The 15,721-nt window shown below is 62.8% G+C and carries 14 protein-coding genes; 6 read left to right on the forward strand and 8 right to left on the reverse strand.

Features of this window, described 5'->3' with window-relative positions:
- Nucleotides 1-25: 25 nt before the first annotated feature.
- A complete protein-coding gene (locus tag ACNAOT_RS06310) occupies nucleotides 26-1,243 on the reverse strand; it encodes a TIGR03364 family FAD-dependent oxidoreductase (protein WP_420180446.1) in 1,218 nt (405 codons plus the stop codon).
- A gap of 163 nt (nucleotides 1,244-1,406) precedes the next feature.
- Here ACNAOT_RS06310 and ACNAOT_RS06315 point away from each other — a divergent pair, with 163 nt between their 5' ends.
- The 3 genes from ACNAOT_RS06315 (at nucleotide 1,407) to ACNAOT_RS06325 (ending at nucleotide 3,362) form a co-directional block, all read left to right on the forward strand.
- Nucleotides 1,407-2,174: a GntR family transcriptional regulator gene (locus tag ACNAOT_RS06315; RefSeq protein WP_091466000.1), complete on the forward strand. Its 768-nt coding sequence runs from the start codon at nucleotides 1,407-1,409 to the stop codon at nucleotides 2,172-2,174.
- Nucleotides 2,171-2,842, forward strand: a complete 672-nt coding sequence (locus ACNAOT_RS06320; protein ID WP_420180447.1) for a phosphonatase-like hydrolase — start codon at nucleotides 2,171-2,173, stop codon at nucleotides 2,840-2,842. Before ACNAOT_RS06315 ends, ACNAOT_RS06320 begins: the two co-directional genes overlap by 4 nt.
- A gap of 79 nt (nucleotides 2,843-2,921) precedes the next feature.
- On the forward strand, nucleotides 2,922-3,362 hold the full coding sequence (locus tag ACNAOT_RS06325; protein WP_420180448.1) for a DoxX family protein: 441 nt from the start codon (nucleotides 2,922-2,924) through the stop codon (nucleotides 3,360-3,362).
- Between the two features lie 74 nt (nucleotides 3,363-3,436).
- Here ACNAOT_RS06325 and ACNAOT_RS06330 read toward each other — a convergent pair whose 3' ends face one another.
- The gene (locus ACNAOT_RS06330; protein WP_420180449.1) at nucleotides 3,437-4,507 is read right to left on the reverse strand and encodes a Gfo/Idh/MocA family protein; all 1,071 of its coding nucleotides are present in this window, start codon (nucleotides 4,505-4,507) and stop codon (nucleotides 3,437-3,439) included.
- 444 nt (nucleotides 4,508-4,951) lie between these two features.
- Here ACNAOT_RS06330 and ACNAOT_RS06335 point away from each other — a divergent pair, with 444 nt between their 5' ends.
- Genes ACNAOT_RS06335 through ACNAOT_RS06345 form a run of 3 tightly spaced genes read left to right on the forward strand, consistent with a single transcriptional unit; the run spans nucleotide 4,952 to nucleotide 7,965 of the window.
- Nucleotides 4,952-6,046 (forward strand): biotin/lipoyl-binding protein, encoded by a 1,095-nt coding sequence (locus ACNAOT_RS06335; RefSeq protein ID WP_420180450.1) that lies wholly within the window; start codon nucleotides 4,952-4,954, stop codon nucleotides 6,044-6,046.
- 12 nt (nucleotides 6,047-6,058) lie between these two features.
- Nucleotides 6,059-6,787 carry an ABC transporter ATP-binding protein gene (locus tag ACNAOT_RS06340; RefSeq protein ID WP_420180451.1) on the forward strand — a complete coding sequence of 243 codons (729 nt, stop codon included), beginning with the start codon at nucleotides 6,059-6,061 and terminating at the stop codon, nucleotides 6,785-6,787.
- The gene (locus ACNAOT_RS06345; protein ID WP_179019290.1) at nucleotides 6,784-7,965 is read left to right on the forward strand and encodes an ABC transporter permease; all 1,182 of its coding nucleotides are present in this window, start codon (nucleotides 6,784-6,786) and stop codon (nucleotides 7,963-7,965) included. The genes ACNAOT_RS06340 and ACNAOT_RS06345 overlap by 4 nt, the downstream gene beginning before the upstream one ends.
- On the opposite strand, the gene ACNAOT_RS06350 is transcribed toward ACNAOT_RS06345, so the two are convergent.
- The 6 genes from ACNAOT_RS06350 to ACNAOT_RS06375 form a co-directional block, all read right to left on the reverse strand.
- The gene (locus ACNAOT_RS06350) at nucleotides 7,943-8,635 is read right to left on the reverse strand and encodes an ABC transporter ATP-binding protein (RefSeq protein WP_179019288.1); all 693 of its coding nucleotides are present in this window, start codon (nucleotides 8,633-8,635) and stop codon (nucleotides 7,943-7,945) included. The genes ACNAOT_RS06345 and ACNAOT_RS06350 overlap by 23 nt on opposite strands.
- Before the next feature lie 2 nt (nucleotides 8,636-8,637).
- Nucleotides 8,638-10,107, reverse strand: a complete 1,470-nt coding sequence (locus ACNAOT_RS06355; protein ID WP_420180452.1) for an ABC transporter permease — start codon at nucleotides 10,105-10,107, stop codon at nucleotides 8,638-8,640.
- Between the two features lie 225 nt (nucleotides 10,108-10,332).
- Nucleotides 10,333-11,430 carry a sugar-binding protein gene (locus ACNAOT_RS06360; RefSeq protein ID WP_091466013.1) on the reverse strand — a complete coding sequence of 366 codons (1,098 nt, stop codon included), beginning with the start codon at nucleotides 11,428-11,430 and terminating at the stop codon, nucleotides 10,333-10,335.
- A gap of 54 nt (nucleotides 11,431-11,484) precedes the next feature.
- Nucleotides 11,485-12,753, reverse strand: coding sequence for a multiple monosaccharide ABC transporter permease (gene mmsB / locus ACNAOT_RS06365; RefSeq protein ID WP_091466014.1), 1,269 nt, complete (start codon nucleotides 12,751-12,753; stop codon nucleotides 11,485-11,487).
- Nucleotides 12,754-12,798: 45 nt separating this feature from the next.
- The gene (gene mmsA / locus ACNAOT_RS06370) at nucleotides 12,799-14,355 is read right to left on the reverse strand and encodes a multiple monosaccharide ABC transporter ATP-binding protein (RefSeq protein WP_091466016.1); all 1,557 of its coding nucleotides are present in this window, start codon (nucleotides 14,353-14,355) and stop codon (nucleotides 12,799-12,801) included.
- Between the two features lie 129 nt (nucleotides 14,356-14,484).
- A complete protein-coding gene (locus ACNAOT_RS06375; protein ID WP_420180453.1) occupies nucleotides 14,485-15,675 on the reverse strand; it encodes an ROK family transcriptional regulator in 1,191 nt (396 codons plus the stop codon).
- Between the last annotated feature and the right edge of the window lie 46 nt (nucleotides 15,676-15,721).

A 15,721-nucleotide genomic window follows, 5' to 3' on the forward strand; every position in this document is an offset into this window, starting at 1 on the left:
GGGGAGAACGGATACCAAAGATGAATCAGTACAGGCGGGAAACGTTGCGGTGTGCCAGGCCGAAGGACAGCGTCATGCCGACGCCGGAGGTCACAGACACCACCGTGACGCCGGGCTGGACCTCGCGGACCAGGACCGGCGCCACATCGGAGGACGCGTAGATGCCCTGCCAGCGCTGGATGATCTCCAGCGGTTTGCCGATCCGGCCGGTGATTTCAGAGTTGAGTGTGTCGGTCACGGATTCGTCCAGGAACGGATCGGCCGTGCGGTGGTAGTGGTGTGAGTCGCCCAGGATGATGGTGCCGTCTGGGCGTTGGGCGAACATGACGTTGGCGCCGATCTCCAGCAGTTCCGGCTGCTTCTCCAGTACTTCGGAGTGCAGGGCTGCAGCAGCGGGCATGTCCGTGAAAGCCGGGTACCGGAGCATCGATGTCGCAGTGAGAACCGCTGGCGCGAACTCGACGCCGGATGGCTTGGCTGCCAGCGACATCTGCAAGGAGCACCGCTGGATGTGGTGCTCCTCGGCAAGGTCCGGGAAGAGGTAGTCGACGTCGTGGCCAACACAGACAAAGACCTGCCTCGCGCGGAGCTCGCCGCGCGACGTCTGGACAGTCACGCCCTCGGGATTCTGGTTGAAGTCCAGCGCGGCCGTGTTCCAGTGAAGTTCGACGCCGGGTTGCTGGCTTAACCACTCGGCCAACTTTGCGACTGTTGTACGGGGATCTACCCGGAGGTCGTCCCGGAGGAAGGCACCGCCCACCAGGCCGGGCCATTCGCCGCCTGAAGTACCGCCGTCGTCGTGCGGTTCTTCAGCCACGGAAGCTGACGAGCCCAGGCGTGCCCGCGTCTCCGCAGGGGAGAGCAGTTCTACCTGTCCCGGCTCGCGCACGGCGGAGAGTTCGCGGAGGACGTTCATCTCAGCTTCGGTGCGGGCGAGAACCATGGCGCCGGCCTCGGCCGCCCAGAACCCGGCGCGCTCGGCAAACTCGAGCCAGTACTTCCGCGAGGTCTGCGCAAGTTCATACAGTTCGCCGGATTGGGCCGTGATGCAGCAGTGGCCGAAGTTGCGTACAGAAGCGCCGGCCGCATGATGGTCGCGCTCGATGATAGTGACGGTCAGGCCGTTGGCGACAGCGTGAGCGGCGTGGGCCAGTCCCACAATTCCAGCACCGACAATGACGACGTCGGTGGCCTGGCTCGCTCTGCTGTTGAAACGTGCGGGGGAGGTGCTTGGGTTGTTCACACCATTGAGACTGGCGGCTGATTGAAGGGGAATCAAGCCAAATTGGCACTTGTATATACAAGTTAACCTGATTTTAACTTCTGTTCACTTGAGTTCACATCAAATTCATCTAAAGCCTCTCAAAACCGGCGTTTCCATTGCGCCGGACTTGTATTATCAACTTGTGAGCACACAGCAGAATGCACCCCTCCACGTCCGTCTCAGCGAGGAATTCATGCGCCGGATCACTGACGGCGACTGGCCGCCGGGCTTCCAGCTACCCAGCGAGGCGGAGCTGTGCCGCGAGTTCGGAACGTCGCGTGGACCCATCCGCCAAGCGCTCGCATTCCTTCGTTCGGAAGGAGCTGTGACCGGCGGCCGAGGCCGGCCTCCCATGGTTCGTTCGTCTGTGCCGTCGCAGTCCTTTTCCACGTTCAACTCGTTCACTGAATGGGCCAGCGGGATCGGCAAAAAGCCCGGCCAACGAACCCTTGAGGTGGCCAGGCGCGAAGCCAGCCCGGAAGCGGCGGAGGCACTTGGTTTGATGCCCGGGACCACCGTGGTGGAGGTCCTGCGCGTCCGCTACCTGGATGACGCTCCGGCCATGATCGAGCGCACCACGTTCATCCTGGATGTGGGACGGAAACTTTTCGACTTCGATACCGATTCCGGATCCATTTTTGCGTTCCTCAAGGAACAAGGCGTAGACCTGCACAGTGCCCGCCACACCATCGACGCCGTCGCCGCCAGTGACGAGGACGCCGAACTTTTGGAGCAACCCGAAGGTATTCCGCTCCTGCGCGAACGCCGCATCACCCGTTCCTCCGACGGACAGCCCCTCGAATACTCCGAGGACCGCTACCTGCCGGCACTCACAAACTTCACCATCGACAACACCGTGGAACGCCGGGCCGCCCTGGTCCGCATCCACACCGAAGGAGCCAACCCATGATCAAGCTAGTCGCCTGCGATATGGCCGGAACCACCATCGACGAACACGGCGACGTCTACGTAGCGCTGGCCCGCTGCGTTGAAGAAACCGGCGTGACCACCACGCCCGAAGCTGTGCAGGAGTGGATGGGCGCCGACAAAGTTGAGGCCATCACGGCGCTGATTGAAGCCGGGGGAGGAGTGGCCACGCCGGAAGTAGTGGCTGCCGCTTTCAAGCGCTTCAAGGAATTGCTCGTCGAGTTCTACGACGCCAACCCGCCGGTTGCGCTCGAAGGCGTGGAAGACGCGTTCCGCGCTCTCCGCCGCCAGGGCATCAAGGTGGCCCTGACAACCGGCTTCTCGCGCGACGTGGCCGAGCCTCTCCTGGAGCGGCTGGGTTGGAGCGTCGACGACGATAACCTGTTGGACGCCGTCGTATGCTCCGACGAAGTAGCCGCCGGCCGTCCGGCACCGCACATGATTCACCGGGCCATGGAGCTGACCGGCGTGCAGGATGTCCGCGCCGTGATCGCTGTCGGCGATACCGTGAACGACCTCGCCGCTGCCAACAACGCCGGCGTCACCGCCGTGGGTGTCCTGACCGGCAAGCTGGACCGCGACGCCTTGGCCGCGCACCCGCACCACCACATCCTGGACGGCGTGAAGGACATCCCGGCGCTGCTGTCGTAGCGCGACCGCGGATTGGAAGCAGGCGGGTTGGAAGCAGGCCGGTTGGCGGCAGGCCCGCAGGCATGGAAGATTGGAACCCGTGAAATTCCTGCACCCGTCTCCCACGTCCTCTGCCCGCGGCGTCACCATCCTGCGAGTGGTGTTCGGTGCGCTCCTGATGGTGCACGGCTTCCAGAAGTTCATGGCCGGGCATGCTGCGTTCGCCGCGTCGGTGGCGGCCATGGGCGTGCAGAAGCCGGAGATCGTGGCCTGGCTTGTGATCGCCGGCGAACTGGGCCTCGGCCTGCTCCTGGTCATCGGCGCCCTCACCAGGGTGGCCGGATTCCTGGCGGCGATCATGTTCGCCGGGATCTGGTTCGTGACCGAAGCGGGCAAACCCCTGCTCACTGACAAGTCCGGTGTCACGGCCGAACTCTTGATCATTTACGTCGCCATCTCCATCGCGTTCGTGTTTCTGGGGCCCGGCGCTCTGTCCCTGGACCGCAAGCTGGCAAGGCAACCGGCCCGCCAAGGGCGTTAATACAGCTGAGTTAACTCACGACGGCGGCACGCGCCACCGGGCCGGGCAACCTGGCCGGGCCACCGGGCTAGCAGTCACCGGGCGTCGTTGGGGTACCGGATCCCCAACTGCGACCGCACCCCGTCGAAGAGGCGCATAACGTTAATCGAGTCTTCCAGCGGCATGACCGGGCTCTCGGTGAGGCCTTGCTGGATGCAGCGGGTTACTTCCCGGAGTTCGTAGGTGTAGCCGGTGCCCACAACGTCAAAGTACTCGCGGCGGGGTTCGTCCCACCCGATCCGGATCATCAGCTCACGGGGATTGTTCACGGAGCCCACCGTCTGCAGGAACCCGAGCCCGCCGGCCGCCGTTGCGCTTCGGGGGCCGTGGGCCATCAACGACGACGTCAACTGCGCCTGCGCACCAGTGTCGTAGCCCAGGGTCAGGGCGTTCTGGCTGTCCACGCCGTCGTCGTTGAGCGTGCCGATTGCGGTGACCGACTGCGGGAAGCCCAGCGTTCCCAGCGCCCAGAGCAGTGGGTAGACAGTGATGTCCAGGAGCGCCCCGCCGCCGTCATTGAGGGCCCAAATTCGTGCAGCGGGATCGTAGGGTGCCGGGAAACCGAGGTCTGCGCTGACCCACTGGATCTGTCCGAGCTCCCCGGAGGCCGCGATCTCGAACGCCCGCTGCATGCTTGGCAGGAAGCGGCTCCACACGGCTTCCATGAAGAACACGTTCTGCTCCCGGGCCAGTTTCACCAGCTCGCTGGCTTCTCGGGCGTTAATGGTGAGGGCTTTCTCGCACAGGACATGCTTACCGGCCCGCAAAGCGGCGGCTGCAATCTGGAAGTGCTGGGCATGCGGCGTAGCAACGTAGACCACGTCCACGGCGGGATCGTCGAACAAGCGCTGGTAGCCGGGTACGTCGCCGTCGTCCCCGTAGCCCTTGGCGAAGCCGAGAGTATGGGCGAATGCATCCGCGGCAGCCTGGGTGCGGGAGCTCACTGCGTACAGCTCCGCATCCTCAAGCATTGCCAAGTCCCGGGAAACACTGTTGGCGATGTTGCCTGTAGACACTACTCCCCACCGCAAGGGCTGCCCGGTTGCTGCGCGGGGATCCTGATTGGTTTGGTTGGAAAGCCACGGCACGGCGATAGGAAGTGTCATGCCGTTCATCCTCTCATTCCGCAGTTATCAAGGACGTCGTGCGCACCCTTTCGCGCCGATCGCTACCGTAACCTCTGGTGCGCGCGGCGGGAACGGGTGCGCCCGCAGGGAACGTAGGGTGCGCGCGGCGAAAACGGGTGCGCCGTTCACGGACAGGGCAGGGCCGGTCCAGACAAGTGAGGGAGTTTGGGTAAGCACGTGGTGCGCACCCTTTCGCGCCGATCGCTACCGTAACCTCTGGTGCGCGCGGCGGGAACGGGTGCGCCCGACAGGAACCAGGGGTGCGTGCGGCGGGAACGGGTGCGCCCGGCTCGCCAAGGCCTCCCGACACGGTAAGCATTCTGTCAAGTCATAGGAATGCCCGGCGCGCAGAATTTCCTCCCTTAGGCTTAGGCAATCATCCCTCGCAGAGGTTCTGTGGGGAGTTACCGAAATGGAGCAGGGATGGGTACTTTTCGGCGCGTCATTTTGCCGGTTGCCTGGTTGTTGGTTTTCGCGATTATTGCGGTGGCCCTGGTTAAGATCGCTTTTGTGGATGGCCTGGAATCGGCCGCTGCCGAGCCCGCGCCTTTGGCCCAAGTGGACATCCCGGTAGTCCCGGCCACCCGGGCTACTGTCACCAACACCGTGGAAATCAAGGGCACCGTACAGAGCGACGCCGCCGAGACTGTCCGCAGCACCTCAGCCGGAAAAGTAGTCCAGGTGTTCGTTGAGCCAGGTGCGACCGTCACCAAGGGCGAGGTCCTTTTCCAAGTCAAGGCTGAGCGCGCGGTCGCCCCCACGCAGACCACACAGGAGGGGCCGCAAACAGCTCCCAAGCCCGTGTACGACTACTTCGACATCCTCGCTCCAAGCGCCGGAACCCTGCAGCAGCTCACAACCCTCATTGACCAGCAGGTCACCGTGGGCGAGTCCGTGGGCAAGATCGATCCCGGAACCTACACCGTGTCGGGGTCAGTCACGGCCGCGCAGCAGTACCGCCTGCTGGGCAAACCCGGTCCTGCGGAAATCGCTTTGGTGGGTGGACCGGCGCCGTTCCAGTGCGCCGACGTGATGCTCAAGAACAACACATCCGACGACGGCGGTGCGGCTTCGGGCGGACTGGCCGCCACAGGCGGAGGTGCCGGAATGGGCGTCGGCGCAGCGATTGCGGGCCCCGGCGGAGGCAACCAACCGGAAGAGGGCGGCACTCCTACAGGAACGCTGAGCTGTCCGGTTCCTTCAGGCCAACAGGTCTTCGCGGGACTTGGCGCCACCATGACGGTCAGCGCCGGTGTTGCATCCGACGTAGTAACTGTTCCGCTGACATCCGTGAAGGGCAGCGTCAAGGACGGGATCGTATGGATCGCCGGCCCGGGAGGAACAGGTGCCGCTCCCGAACAACGCACTGTCCAGCTGGGGCTCAACGACGGCTCTGTGGTGGAAGTGACCTCCGGCCTGACCGAAGGCGAACAGGTACTGGAATTCGTGCCCGGGGCGCCGGCCGTTCAAGATCCCATGATGGGTCCAGGCCAGGCCGTCTACGGCCCGATGGGCTAGGCAGCGAACGGCATGGACGAATCACCAAAAGAAACTCTCGTCAGTCTGCGTTCAGTCACCCGATCCGTCAGGCTGCCCGACGACCAGCAGCTGAATATTCTCCGGGGCATCGACCTCGAGGTCCGCAGCGGGGACCACACTGCAATCGTGGGCCGTTCGGGTTGCGGCAAATCAACATTGCTCAACCTGCTTGGCCTCCTGGACATCCCGACGTCGGGGGAGCTGGAGTTCCTTGGCCAGCCCGCAGACCGGCTGGGTAACAACGCCCGTGCCCGGTTGAGGGGCTCTACCGTGGGCTTCGTGTTCCAGCAGTTCAACCTGTTGCCCGGACGCAGCGCGCTGGACAACGTCATTACGCCGCTGTTCTACGCCAAAGGCAAGGAGTTCTGGCGGCGTCGCGAGATTGCCATGGACATGCTGGACAGGGTTGGCCTCGCCTCCCGCGCCAAGACCATGCCCAACATGCTTTCCGGTGGCGAGCAGCAGCGCGTAGCCATTGCCCGTGCCCTTGTCCGCAGGCCGAGGCTCATCCTGGCCGATGAACCAACCGGTGCGCTGGATGTGGAAACAGGGCAATCCGTGATAGCCCTCCTGGATACAGTGGCCACGGAAACGGCAGCCGCGTTGGTGACCATCACGCACGACACTAACGTCGCAGCCCTGGCCAGGGCCTGCTACCGTCTGGATTCCGGGGTGCTCAGCCCGCTGCCGGCACCCGCTCCCGCAGGAGTCGGCGCATGACCGGCTTCATTTCCACGCTCGTTGAAGCGTGGCAGGAACTCCGCATCAACAAGGTTCGCATTCTCCTGGCCCTGCTGGGTGTTGCCTTGTCCGTTGCGGCGTTGACCTCAGTGGTGGGCGTGGGCAGTCTGGCCCGGGAAGGCATGAAAGTTCAGTCCGAACGTAACGGCGGGCGGGTGGCCACGCTGTCCTTGAACGTCCAGGGGCCAACCATGCCGGACCCGGTGAAACTTGAGAAGGCCTACCAAGGTATTCAACAGCGCTACGGCATCACGACCTCCACGCACGTCAGCCAGACCCAGGCCGGTTTTCAGTTTCCCCGTGGAGTGACAACCGTGAACGTGACCATTGTGGATGTCGGCTACGGCGTCATCCACCGGGTCCCCCTTCAGCAAGGAAGCTGGTTCGCTGCCGACGACGGCAAAAGGCTCGCACCCGCCGTCGTCGTCTCTGAATCCTTCTATAACCAAGCGGGCAGGCCCAACCTCACCACCCATCCCACGGTGAGCATCCCCGGAGATCAGCCGGCAACGGCGGTGATTATCGGCGTTGTGCCTGATTCCTACCCGGACTCGCCGCCTTCCGCGTTCATCCTTGCCGAGGGCGCGGCCATGACCGGGATCAAGCCGCAGATGTCGGAGTTCAAAATCTGGGTTGGCGAGGCACAGGCCGGAGCCCTCACGGCAGCAATCACGGCCGATCTCCAAGGCCAGTTCCCCGGCTACTATGCCCACGCCAACCGTATGGACTATGCCGCATGGGGAGATCCTTTGGCTCCCGTCCAGATGGTGGTGGGCGGCGTGGCCGGTCTGGTGCTCCTGCTCGGAGCCGTGGGAATGCTCAACATCTCCATGGTGACCGTGCGCTACAGGGTCCGTGAAATCGGCATCCGGCGCAGCTTCGGGGCAACGTCCGGACGGATTTTTGTGGGCGTCATGATGGAATCCGTGGTGGCCACCGCGGTTGCCGGCTTGGCGGGAGTCATGCTGGCAGTCGCGGTGGTGAAGCACCCGTGGATTGAATCGAAGGTGGCGCCAGGTCTGACCGAATACCCGGCCTTCCCCATCGAGGCCGCGCTGATGGGATTCGGCGCAGCAGTCCTTGTGGGCGCACTCGCCGGAGCCATCCCTGCGCTTGTGGCGGTGCGCGTCAAGGTCATCGACGCGATCCGGTTCTGACCTCCTCGGTGAGCCTGCCCTGCTGAAGACGGAAGCAGCGCTCGGTCTTCTGCGCCAGGCTGCGGTCGTGCGTGACCACCAGGATGGTGGTGTTGTGATCGCGGCTCAGGGAACTCAACAGCTCGATGATGTGCTCGCCGGTTTGCTCATCCAGATTTCCGGTGGGCTCATCGGCGAGGATCAGCTTGGGCTCGTTGGCCAGCGCCCGGGCAATCGCCACACGCTGCTGCTCGCCGCCGGACAGTCGGTTGGTGCGGCGCGAGTGCTTCTCTGGATCCAACTGCACCTGCTCCAATAGCTCTTTGGCCCGCTGCAGCCTGGCCGCTTTGCGGACACCCGCGAACTCCATAGGCAGCATGACGTTGTCCACGGCACTGAGGTTGGGAATCAGGTTGAACTGCTGGAACACGAAGCCGATGTCCCGGCGACGGTACTCGGTCAGCTTGCCGTCCGGCAGTCCGGCCAGGCTGACGCCGTCCACGACGACGTCTCCCGAGGTGGGCTTGTCCAGCGCACCCAGGAGGGACAACAGCGTGCTTTTGCCGCTGCCGCTCTTACCGACGATGGACGCCAGCGAGCCCTTGTCGAGCTCAAAGCTGACCCCGTTTACTGGCTTGATGGTCCGATCACCGGACTTGAACTGACGGACCAGGTCCTTGACTACGATCACGGCTATTCTCCTCGGAGTACTTCGATGGGACGGATACGGGCGGTCAGCAGTGCCGGTACCAGGGCACCGATGATGGCTACCGCGAAGACTGCGGCGATGCCTGCAGCGAGGACGCCGGGGGAGACGCTCGCAGTGACGGAGGTGAGCAGCTGCGACGCTCCACCGAAGGGGCCGCCCTGGCCGCCGCCCATCCCACCGCCGGGCATCCCGCCACCCGGGACTGTGCCGTTGGGCATGGCCCCTGCAAGTCCGCCGCCGCGCTGGGTGGTGGTGGCCGCCGTCGTGGTGGTGTTTGAACTAATGAGTGCCGACGCGATGCCGCCGCTGGCCAATGAAGCGATCACGGCTCCCACAACACTGCCCAAGGCAACAAGGACCAACGACTCGAGGACGAACTGCAGGCCGATAGTACGGTTCCGGGCACCGATGGCCTTCAGGACGCCGATCTCGCGGCGGCGCTCGCGAACCAGCATGACCATGATGAGCAGGATGATGATTCCGGCGGTGGCTAGGGCCGCAATGAAGGCGATCATCGAGATGTTCTTGACGCTGTCCAGTGAGCTGACAGCCGTTTCGAGGTTGCGCTGGCCCTGGGTGACGTCGGCCTTGTCGGTGCCGAGCGCGTCCTGAACGGCAGTTTTAGTGCTGTCCACGTTCTCCATGCTGTTGACCGTGACGATCATGGTGGACAGCTCATCCGGGGTCTCCGCCAACGTCTGCGCTTCAGGAAGCGTGACGTAGACGGCGTTGTTCCCGAAGGTAGTGCCGGCGTCGAAGATTCCCGTTACGGTGAAGGTCTTGTCCTGGATGGTGAACGTGGAGCCTACGGTCAGGCCGTTCTTCTCAGCCAAGGACGTGCCCACCAGAGCCTTCGCCTCGGATGCCGCGTAGTCGCCTAGGCCTGTGCCGCTGGTGATCTCCAGGGCCTTGCCGGTGCTGTCCACTTCGGCGCCGATGCCCGTAGCGGTGATCGGCAGGGTGCGCGCGGGCTGGGTAGTTGTGCCGGTGGTTCCGCTCGCGTTGTTGCGGTTTCCCAGCGTGCCGGCGTCGACGGCGGCCGTCAGATTGGTGCTGACCGTCGCCTGCTGCCCGCCGGGACCAAAGCCCCCGCCCGGGCCCGCCTGCTGGGTGGTGCCCGTGGCTGCGTCGGTGGTCCCCGTTGTGGTGGTCGTCTGGAGGCGCAGTGCCTTGGTGCCAACTACTGACGCCACGTTGGCGACCGACGCCGCAGTCTCAGCCTCCGCCGTCGTGAGCGGTTCGCCGCCGCCTTCGAAGCCTTGGCCGCCCGCCGGATTAACCGTCAAGGTTGTGCCAACGGAGGCGTTGAGCTCCTGGACCTTGGCGCCCACTGCCTGGTTGGCCACGAGCATGGCCAACGCCAGGCCGATGGCTACGGCCAGCACGGCGACAACCGCCGTCGTTCTGATTTTGTTGCGGAAGGCATTGCCTACGCTTCGGGCAAGGACGCTCACGTTTCTCCTCTTGACCTGCAAGTTCGGGGGGCCCACTGGACGTGGGCTGCAGATCCAAGACTCGTGAGTGCTGCTGTGCGGAAAGCCTGCCCAAGCTATGCGTGGGCTGTGAAAGTACTCGAGCCTCGGTTGAAGGCAAGAGAAAGCCCCGACCCGCCGAATTGGCGGGCCGGGGCTTGCTGCTCTTAAGCGGTGTTACTTGGTGACCACTTACTTGGTAACCACTTACTTGGTGATCGGGCCGAGTACCGGATCGTCAACGTAAGCCGTCTTGACGTTCTCTGCCGTAACGATCTGCGGAGGCAAGAGGAATGCCGGGACGGTCTTGACGCCGTTCTTGTAGGAATCCTTGTCGTTGATTTCCAGTTCCTTGCCGGCCTGGAGGTCCTTCACCATGGTGATGGCGTGCTCAACGAGTTTGCGGGTGTCCTTGTTGATGGTGGAGTACTGTTCGCCTGCGATGATCGACTTCACGGACTCAACTTCGGAGTCCTGGCCGGTCACGACGGGCAGCGGCTTGCCGGCGGCCTTGACGGACGTCAGGACTGCGCGGGCCAAGGTGTCGTTCGGGGAGAGGACACCGTCCAGGGAAGCGGTGCCGTAGCTGCCGGTGAGCAGCGTGTCAGCGCGACGCTGGGCGTTCTCTGCCTTCCAACCCTGAGTAACAGCCTGCTCGAACGAGGTCTGGCCGGAGACAACCTTGAGGGTTCCGTCGTCGATCTTCGGCTTCAGGACGCTCATGGCGCCGTCAAAGAAGACCTTCGCGTTGGCATCGTCGGGGGAACCGGCAAAGAGCTCGATGTTGTACGGGCCGGAAGGCTTCTTGGCCTTCATACCGTCCAACAGCGCCTGGCCCTGGAGTTCACCAACCTTGAAGTTGTCGTACGCCACGTAGTAATCCACGTTCTCGGTGTTGAGAAGCAGACGGTCGTAGGCGATGACTGTGGCGCCGGAGTCCTTGGCCTGCTTGAGCTGCGTACCCAGCTGGGCGCCGTCGATGGCTCCCACGATGATCACCTTGGCACCCTTGGTGACCATGGCGCTGATCTGGTTCTGCTGCTCGGACACGCCGCCGTTGGCGAACTGGACGTCGGGCTTGAACCCGGCGCTGCTGAGGCCATCGTTGAACAGCTTCTCCGCGAGGACCCAGTTTTCACTGGTCTTCTGCGGAAGTGCGACGCCGATCATTGAGTCCTTGGGGAACGCTTCCCCGCCTGCTGTGCTGCTGCTTGAGCCGCTGTCACTGCGGCCGCAGGCTGTCAGCGCCAGTGCCGCGATGGCAGCGACTGCTGCTGCCTTTCCTGCTTTACCAAACATTCGCATATCTTGGTTCACTTTCTGTGTGGGTGGGGTGGAGCGAGTCTTTCAGGGAGCGGTTTACGCTTCCTTGGAGATGACCTCTTTGGTGGAGGTGGTTTCGTCGGGCTTGATCTCGTTGTTGCGCTGGAAGTTCTTCATGAGCAGCCCGGTAATGGACCGCTTGCCCTGCGACTTGTTGTAAACATCGAAGGCGACTGCTGCAAGGAGCACCAGGCCCTTGATGATCTGGGTGAGGTCGGCGCCGACGCCCAGCAGCTGGAGGCCGTTGTTGAGGACAGCCATGACCAGGCCACCAACGATCGAGCCGATCACGGTGCCAACACCACCGGTGACGGCTGCGCCACCGATGAAGACTGCCGCAATGGCGTCCAGTTCCCAACCGACGCCGTCGAACGGACCGGAAGCGGTGGAACGTCCAACGAAGATCATGCCTGCCAGGCCAGCCAGGACGGACATGTTCATCATGACCAGGAAGTTGACCTTCTTGGACTGCACGCCGGACAGCTCAGCTGCGTGGCGGTTGCCACCCACTGCGTAGACGTGACGGCCGAGGACGGTCTTGTCAGCGATGAAACCGTAGATAAGAACCAGGACGGCCAGGATCAGGCCGGGGATCGGGAAGGACGTGCCGGGCCGACCCGTGGCGAACAGGTATGTAGCGTAGAGGATGGCGCCGCAGATCAGGACCAGCTTGGTGACCTCGACCCAAAGTTCAGGAACTTCGGCGCCCAGCGCCTTGCTGGTGGCGCGGGCACGCAGGGACATGATCACCACGAACGCAGCTGCAATGATGCCCAGCAGCAGGGTGAGGTTGTTGAAGCCTGTATTAGGGCCAATCTCGGGCAGGTAGCCGGAACCAAGGAACTGGAAGTCCTGGGGAACGGGGATGGTGTTGGACTTGCCCACGAACTGGTTGAAGCCACGGAACAACAGCATGCCGGCCAGGGTCACGATGAAGGCTGGTATGCCCACATACGCCACCCAGAATCCTTGCCAGGCTCCGATCACTGCTCCCAGGAGCAGGCCGAAGAGCACGCCTGCCCACCAAGGCAGACCCCAGTCGCGCATTGCCAAGGCCACGAAGACGCCCACGAAGGCGGCAACGGAACCCACGGAAAGGTCGATGTGGCCGGCGATGATGACCAGGACCATGCCGATGGCAAGGATCAGGATGTAGGAGTTGCCGTTGAACAGGTTGATCACGTTGCCGGGCGTCAGGGTACGGCCGTCCGTGAAGATCTGGAAGAAGACGATAAGTGCCACCAGGGCGAAGATCATGCCGAACTGGCGGGTATTGCCACCAAATAGCTTCTTGAGCGCGTTCATTGTTTTGGTCCTTGTGTCAGGAAGGGGCGGGGCGAGGCCAAAGGGTCAGGCTGCTTTGCGTGCGGACGTCATAAGCTTCATCAGGCTTTCCTGGCTTGCTTCGTTTTTGTCCAGGACGCCTGTGATGGCGCCTTCGAAGATGGTGTAGATCCGGTCGGACAGGCCCAGGAGCTCAGGAAGCTCCGAGGAAATGACAATCACTCCCTTGCCCTGGTTCGCCAGCTTCTGGATGATGCCGTAGATCTCGTACTTGGCGCCGACGTCAATGCCACGGGTGGGTTCGTCCAGGATCAGGAGATCCGGGTCTGTGAACATCCATTTGGCCAGGACCACCTTCTGCTGGTTGCCGCCGGAAAGCTTGGCAACGCCTTCCTCAACCGACGGGGTCTTGGTCCGCAATGATTTCCGGTACTCCTCGGCAACGGAGAACTCCTTGCGGGTGTCCACTACCGTGTAGTTGCTGATCTTGTTCAGCGCCGCTGAAACCGTGGTGGTCTTGATGTCATCCAGCAGGTTCAAGCCCAGGGACTTCCGGTCCTCAGTGACGTAGCCGAGTCCGGCGTCGATCGCTTGACGAACGGTGCGAAGGTTGACCTGCTTGCCGTCCTTGTAGACCTGGCCCTTGATGAACCGGCCGTAGGAATGCCCAAACAGGGAGCGGGCCAGTTCCGTGCGTCCTGCCCCCATGAGCCCTGCGAAGCCAACGATTTCGCCGCGGCGCACAAAGAAGTTGGAACCCTTGCAGATCAAGCGGTCCTGGATCTGCGGGTGCCCAACGGTCCAGTCCTTGACCTCGAAGAAGACCTCGCCAATCTTGGGTTCGTGATCCGGGAAGCGGGACTCGAGCGTCCTGCCCACCATGCCCTTGATGATGCGGTCCTCATCCACGCCGTCACGCTTGACGTTGAGGGTTTCGATGGACTTACCGTCACGGATGATGGTGATCTCGTCCGCGATCTGTTCGATCTCGTTGAGCTTGTGGGAAATGATGATCGAGGTGATGCCCTTGCCCTTCAGGCCAAGGATCAGGTCCAACAAGTGCTGGGAGTCGGACTCGTTCAGCGCGGCGGTGGGCTCGTCCAGGATCAGGAGCTTCACGGACTTGTTCAAGGCCTTGGCGATCTCCACCAGCTGCTGCTTGCCAACGCCGATTTCCTTGATGGGGGTATCGGGATCTTCCCTGAGGCCGACACGGGCCAGCAGCTCGAGGGAACGCTTCCGGGCTTCTGCCCAGTCGATCACTCCCCACTTGGTGGGTTCGTTGCCCAGGAAGATGTTCTCCATGATGGACAGCTCCGGGATCAGCGCCAGTTCCTGGTGGATGATCACGATGCCGGCCGCTTCGCTTGCGCGGATGTCCTTGAATTGCTGCGTTTCCGCCTGGTACACGATGTCGCCCGTGTAGCTTCCGTACCCGTAAACGCCGGACAGAACTTTCATGAGCGTGGATTTGCCGGCACCGTTTTCGCCACAGATGGCGTGGATTTCGCCGGCCATCACGCGCAGGCTCACATTCGACAAGGCCTTCACTCCGGGAAATTCCTTGGTGATGGAACGCATCTCCAAAAGGATGGGTTCACCTTGCGTGTCGAGGGATGTCATCAGCCCTTACGCCTCCAATGCATGACTTCGTTGTCGGCCCCGCAATGGCGAGGCTGTCTGATCAAAAAGTAAACTGGATCACCCATCTTGTCGTCAAGACTTGAACGCATGATCCAGCTAACGATTTCGTTACCTACCGGTAATCCCTGCGTGTTGGAACACCAAAGCGGCGGCTCCCAGGGCCTCTGCGCGTGCTCCGAGGGACGACATCGCGAGGTGGGTTGTTTCTCCCACCACGGGTACCGCATGCCGGACAAGGCCGCGGCGGATGGGGTCCAGAAGGAGGTCGCCGAGGCCCGCCAAGGGTCCACCGACGACGATCACTTCAGGGTTGATCAGATTAGAAACGTTGCCCAAGGCGCGGCCCACTGCCAGTCCGGCATCGTCCACCACACGCTGGGTGGCGGAGTCCCCGGCCAAACAATTGCGGACGATGTCCTGCGGGGTCAGAAGCTTCTCCTGCCCCCGACCCAAGAGTTCGATCATGGTGGTGGTTGAGGCAATGGTTTCCAAGCATCCGCGGTTGCCGCAGCGGCACACCAATCCGTGTTCATGGATGGTGGCATGGCCGATTTCTCCGGTGATGCCCACGTTCCCGTAATAGGGCAGTCCGTTAAGGATCAGGCCGGCGCCGATGCCCGAGCCGATCTTGAGGAACATGAGGTTGGAGACCCCGCTATGCGGGCCCCATGTCACTTCCGACAACGCACCGAGGTTGGCGTCGTTATCAACAAAGACAGGGCAGTTGAGCGCTTCCTCCAAGCGATGAAGGATGTCGATGCCCACCCATTCGGGAAGGATGGCGCCCTGGGCAACCGTACCTGTGCGGCGGTCTATGGGCCCCGGAATGCCGGCACCTGCTCCCACCACTGCGGTGCGGTCTATGCTATTTTCACGCAGTAGCCTGTCAAGGAGTGGGACTGCCGCCGCGATGCCCTCTTCCGCTTGGTGGCCTAGCGGGAGTTCCATGTAATCCTCGGCAATTACGTGGTAACCCAGCGATGCCAACACCACCCTTAGGTGCCGGCGACCGAAGTCGATTCCGACGGCGACTGCACCGTTGCTGTTGAGTCTCACGTTGGTTGCCCGGCGCCCCGAGCTTGTGGTCGGCTCGGTGGAAACCAGTCCGGCGTCCTGCATGATTTTCACGATGTTGGAGATGGTGGCCGTGGAAAGGCCGGTCTGCCGGGAAAGCTCCGCCTGCGTAGACGGCCCGCTCAGCAAGCACTCGATAATGCGTTGCTGATTCAGGTGTCGCAGAGCGGACTGCGAGCCGGGTTTTCTTGGATGGCTCTTCGTTGAGCGCTGCGTAGCGGGCATGACAAGAAGATTGCCCCACAAGCAACCTTGTAGTCAAGAAGTGAAC

Origin of the sequence: Paenarthrobacter sp. TA1.8 (assembly GCF_048595705.1) — a bacterium.
Classification (GTDB): domain Bacteria; phylum Actinomycetota; class Actinomycetes; order Actinomycetales; family Micrococcaceae; genus Arthrobacter; species Arthrobacter nitroguajacolicus.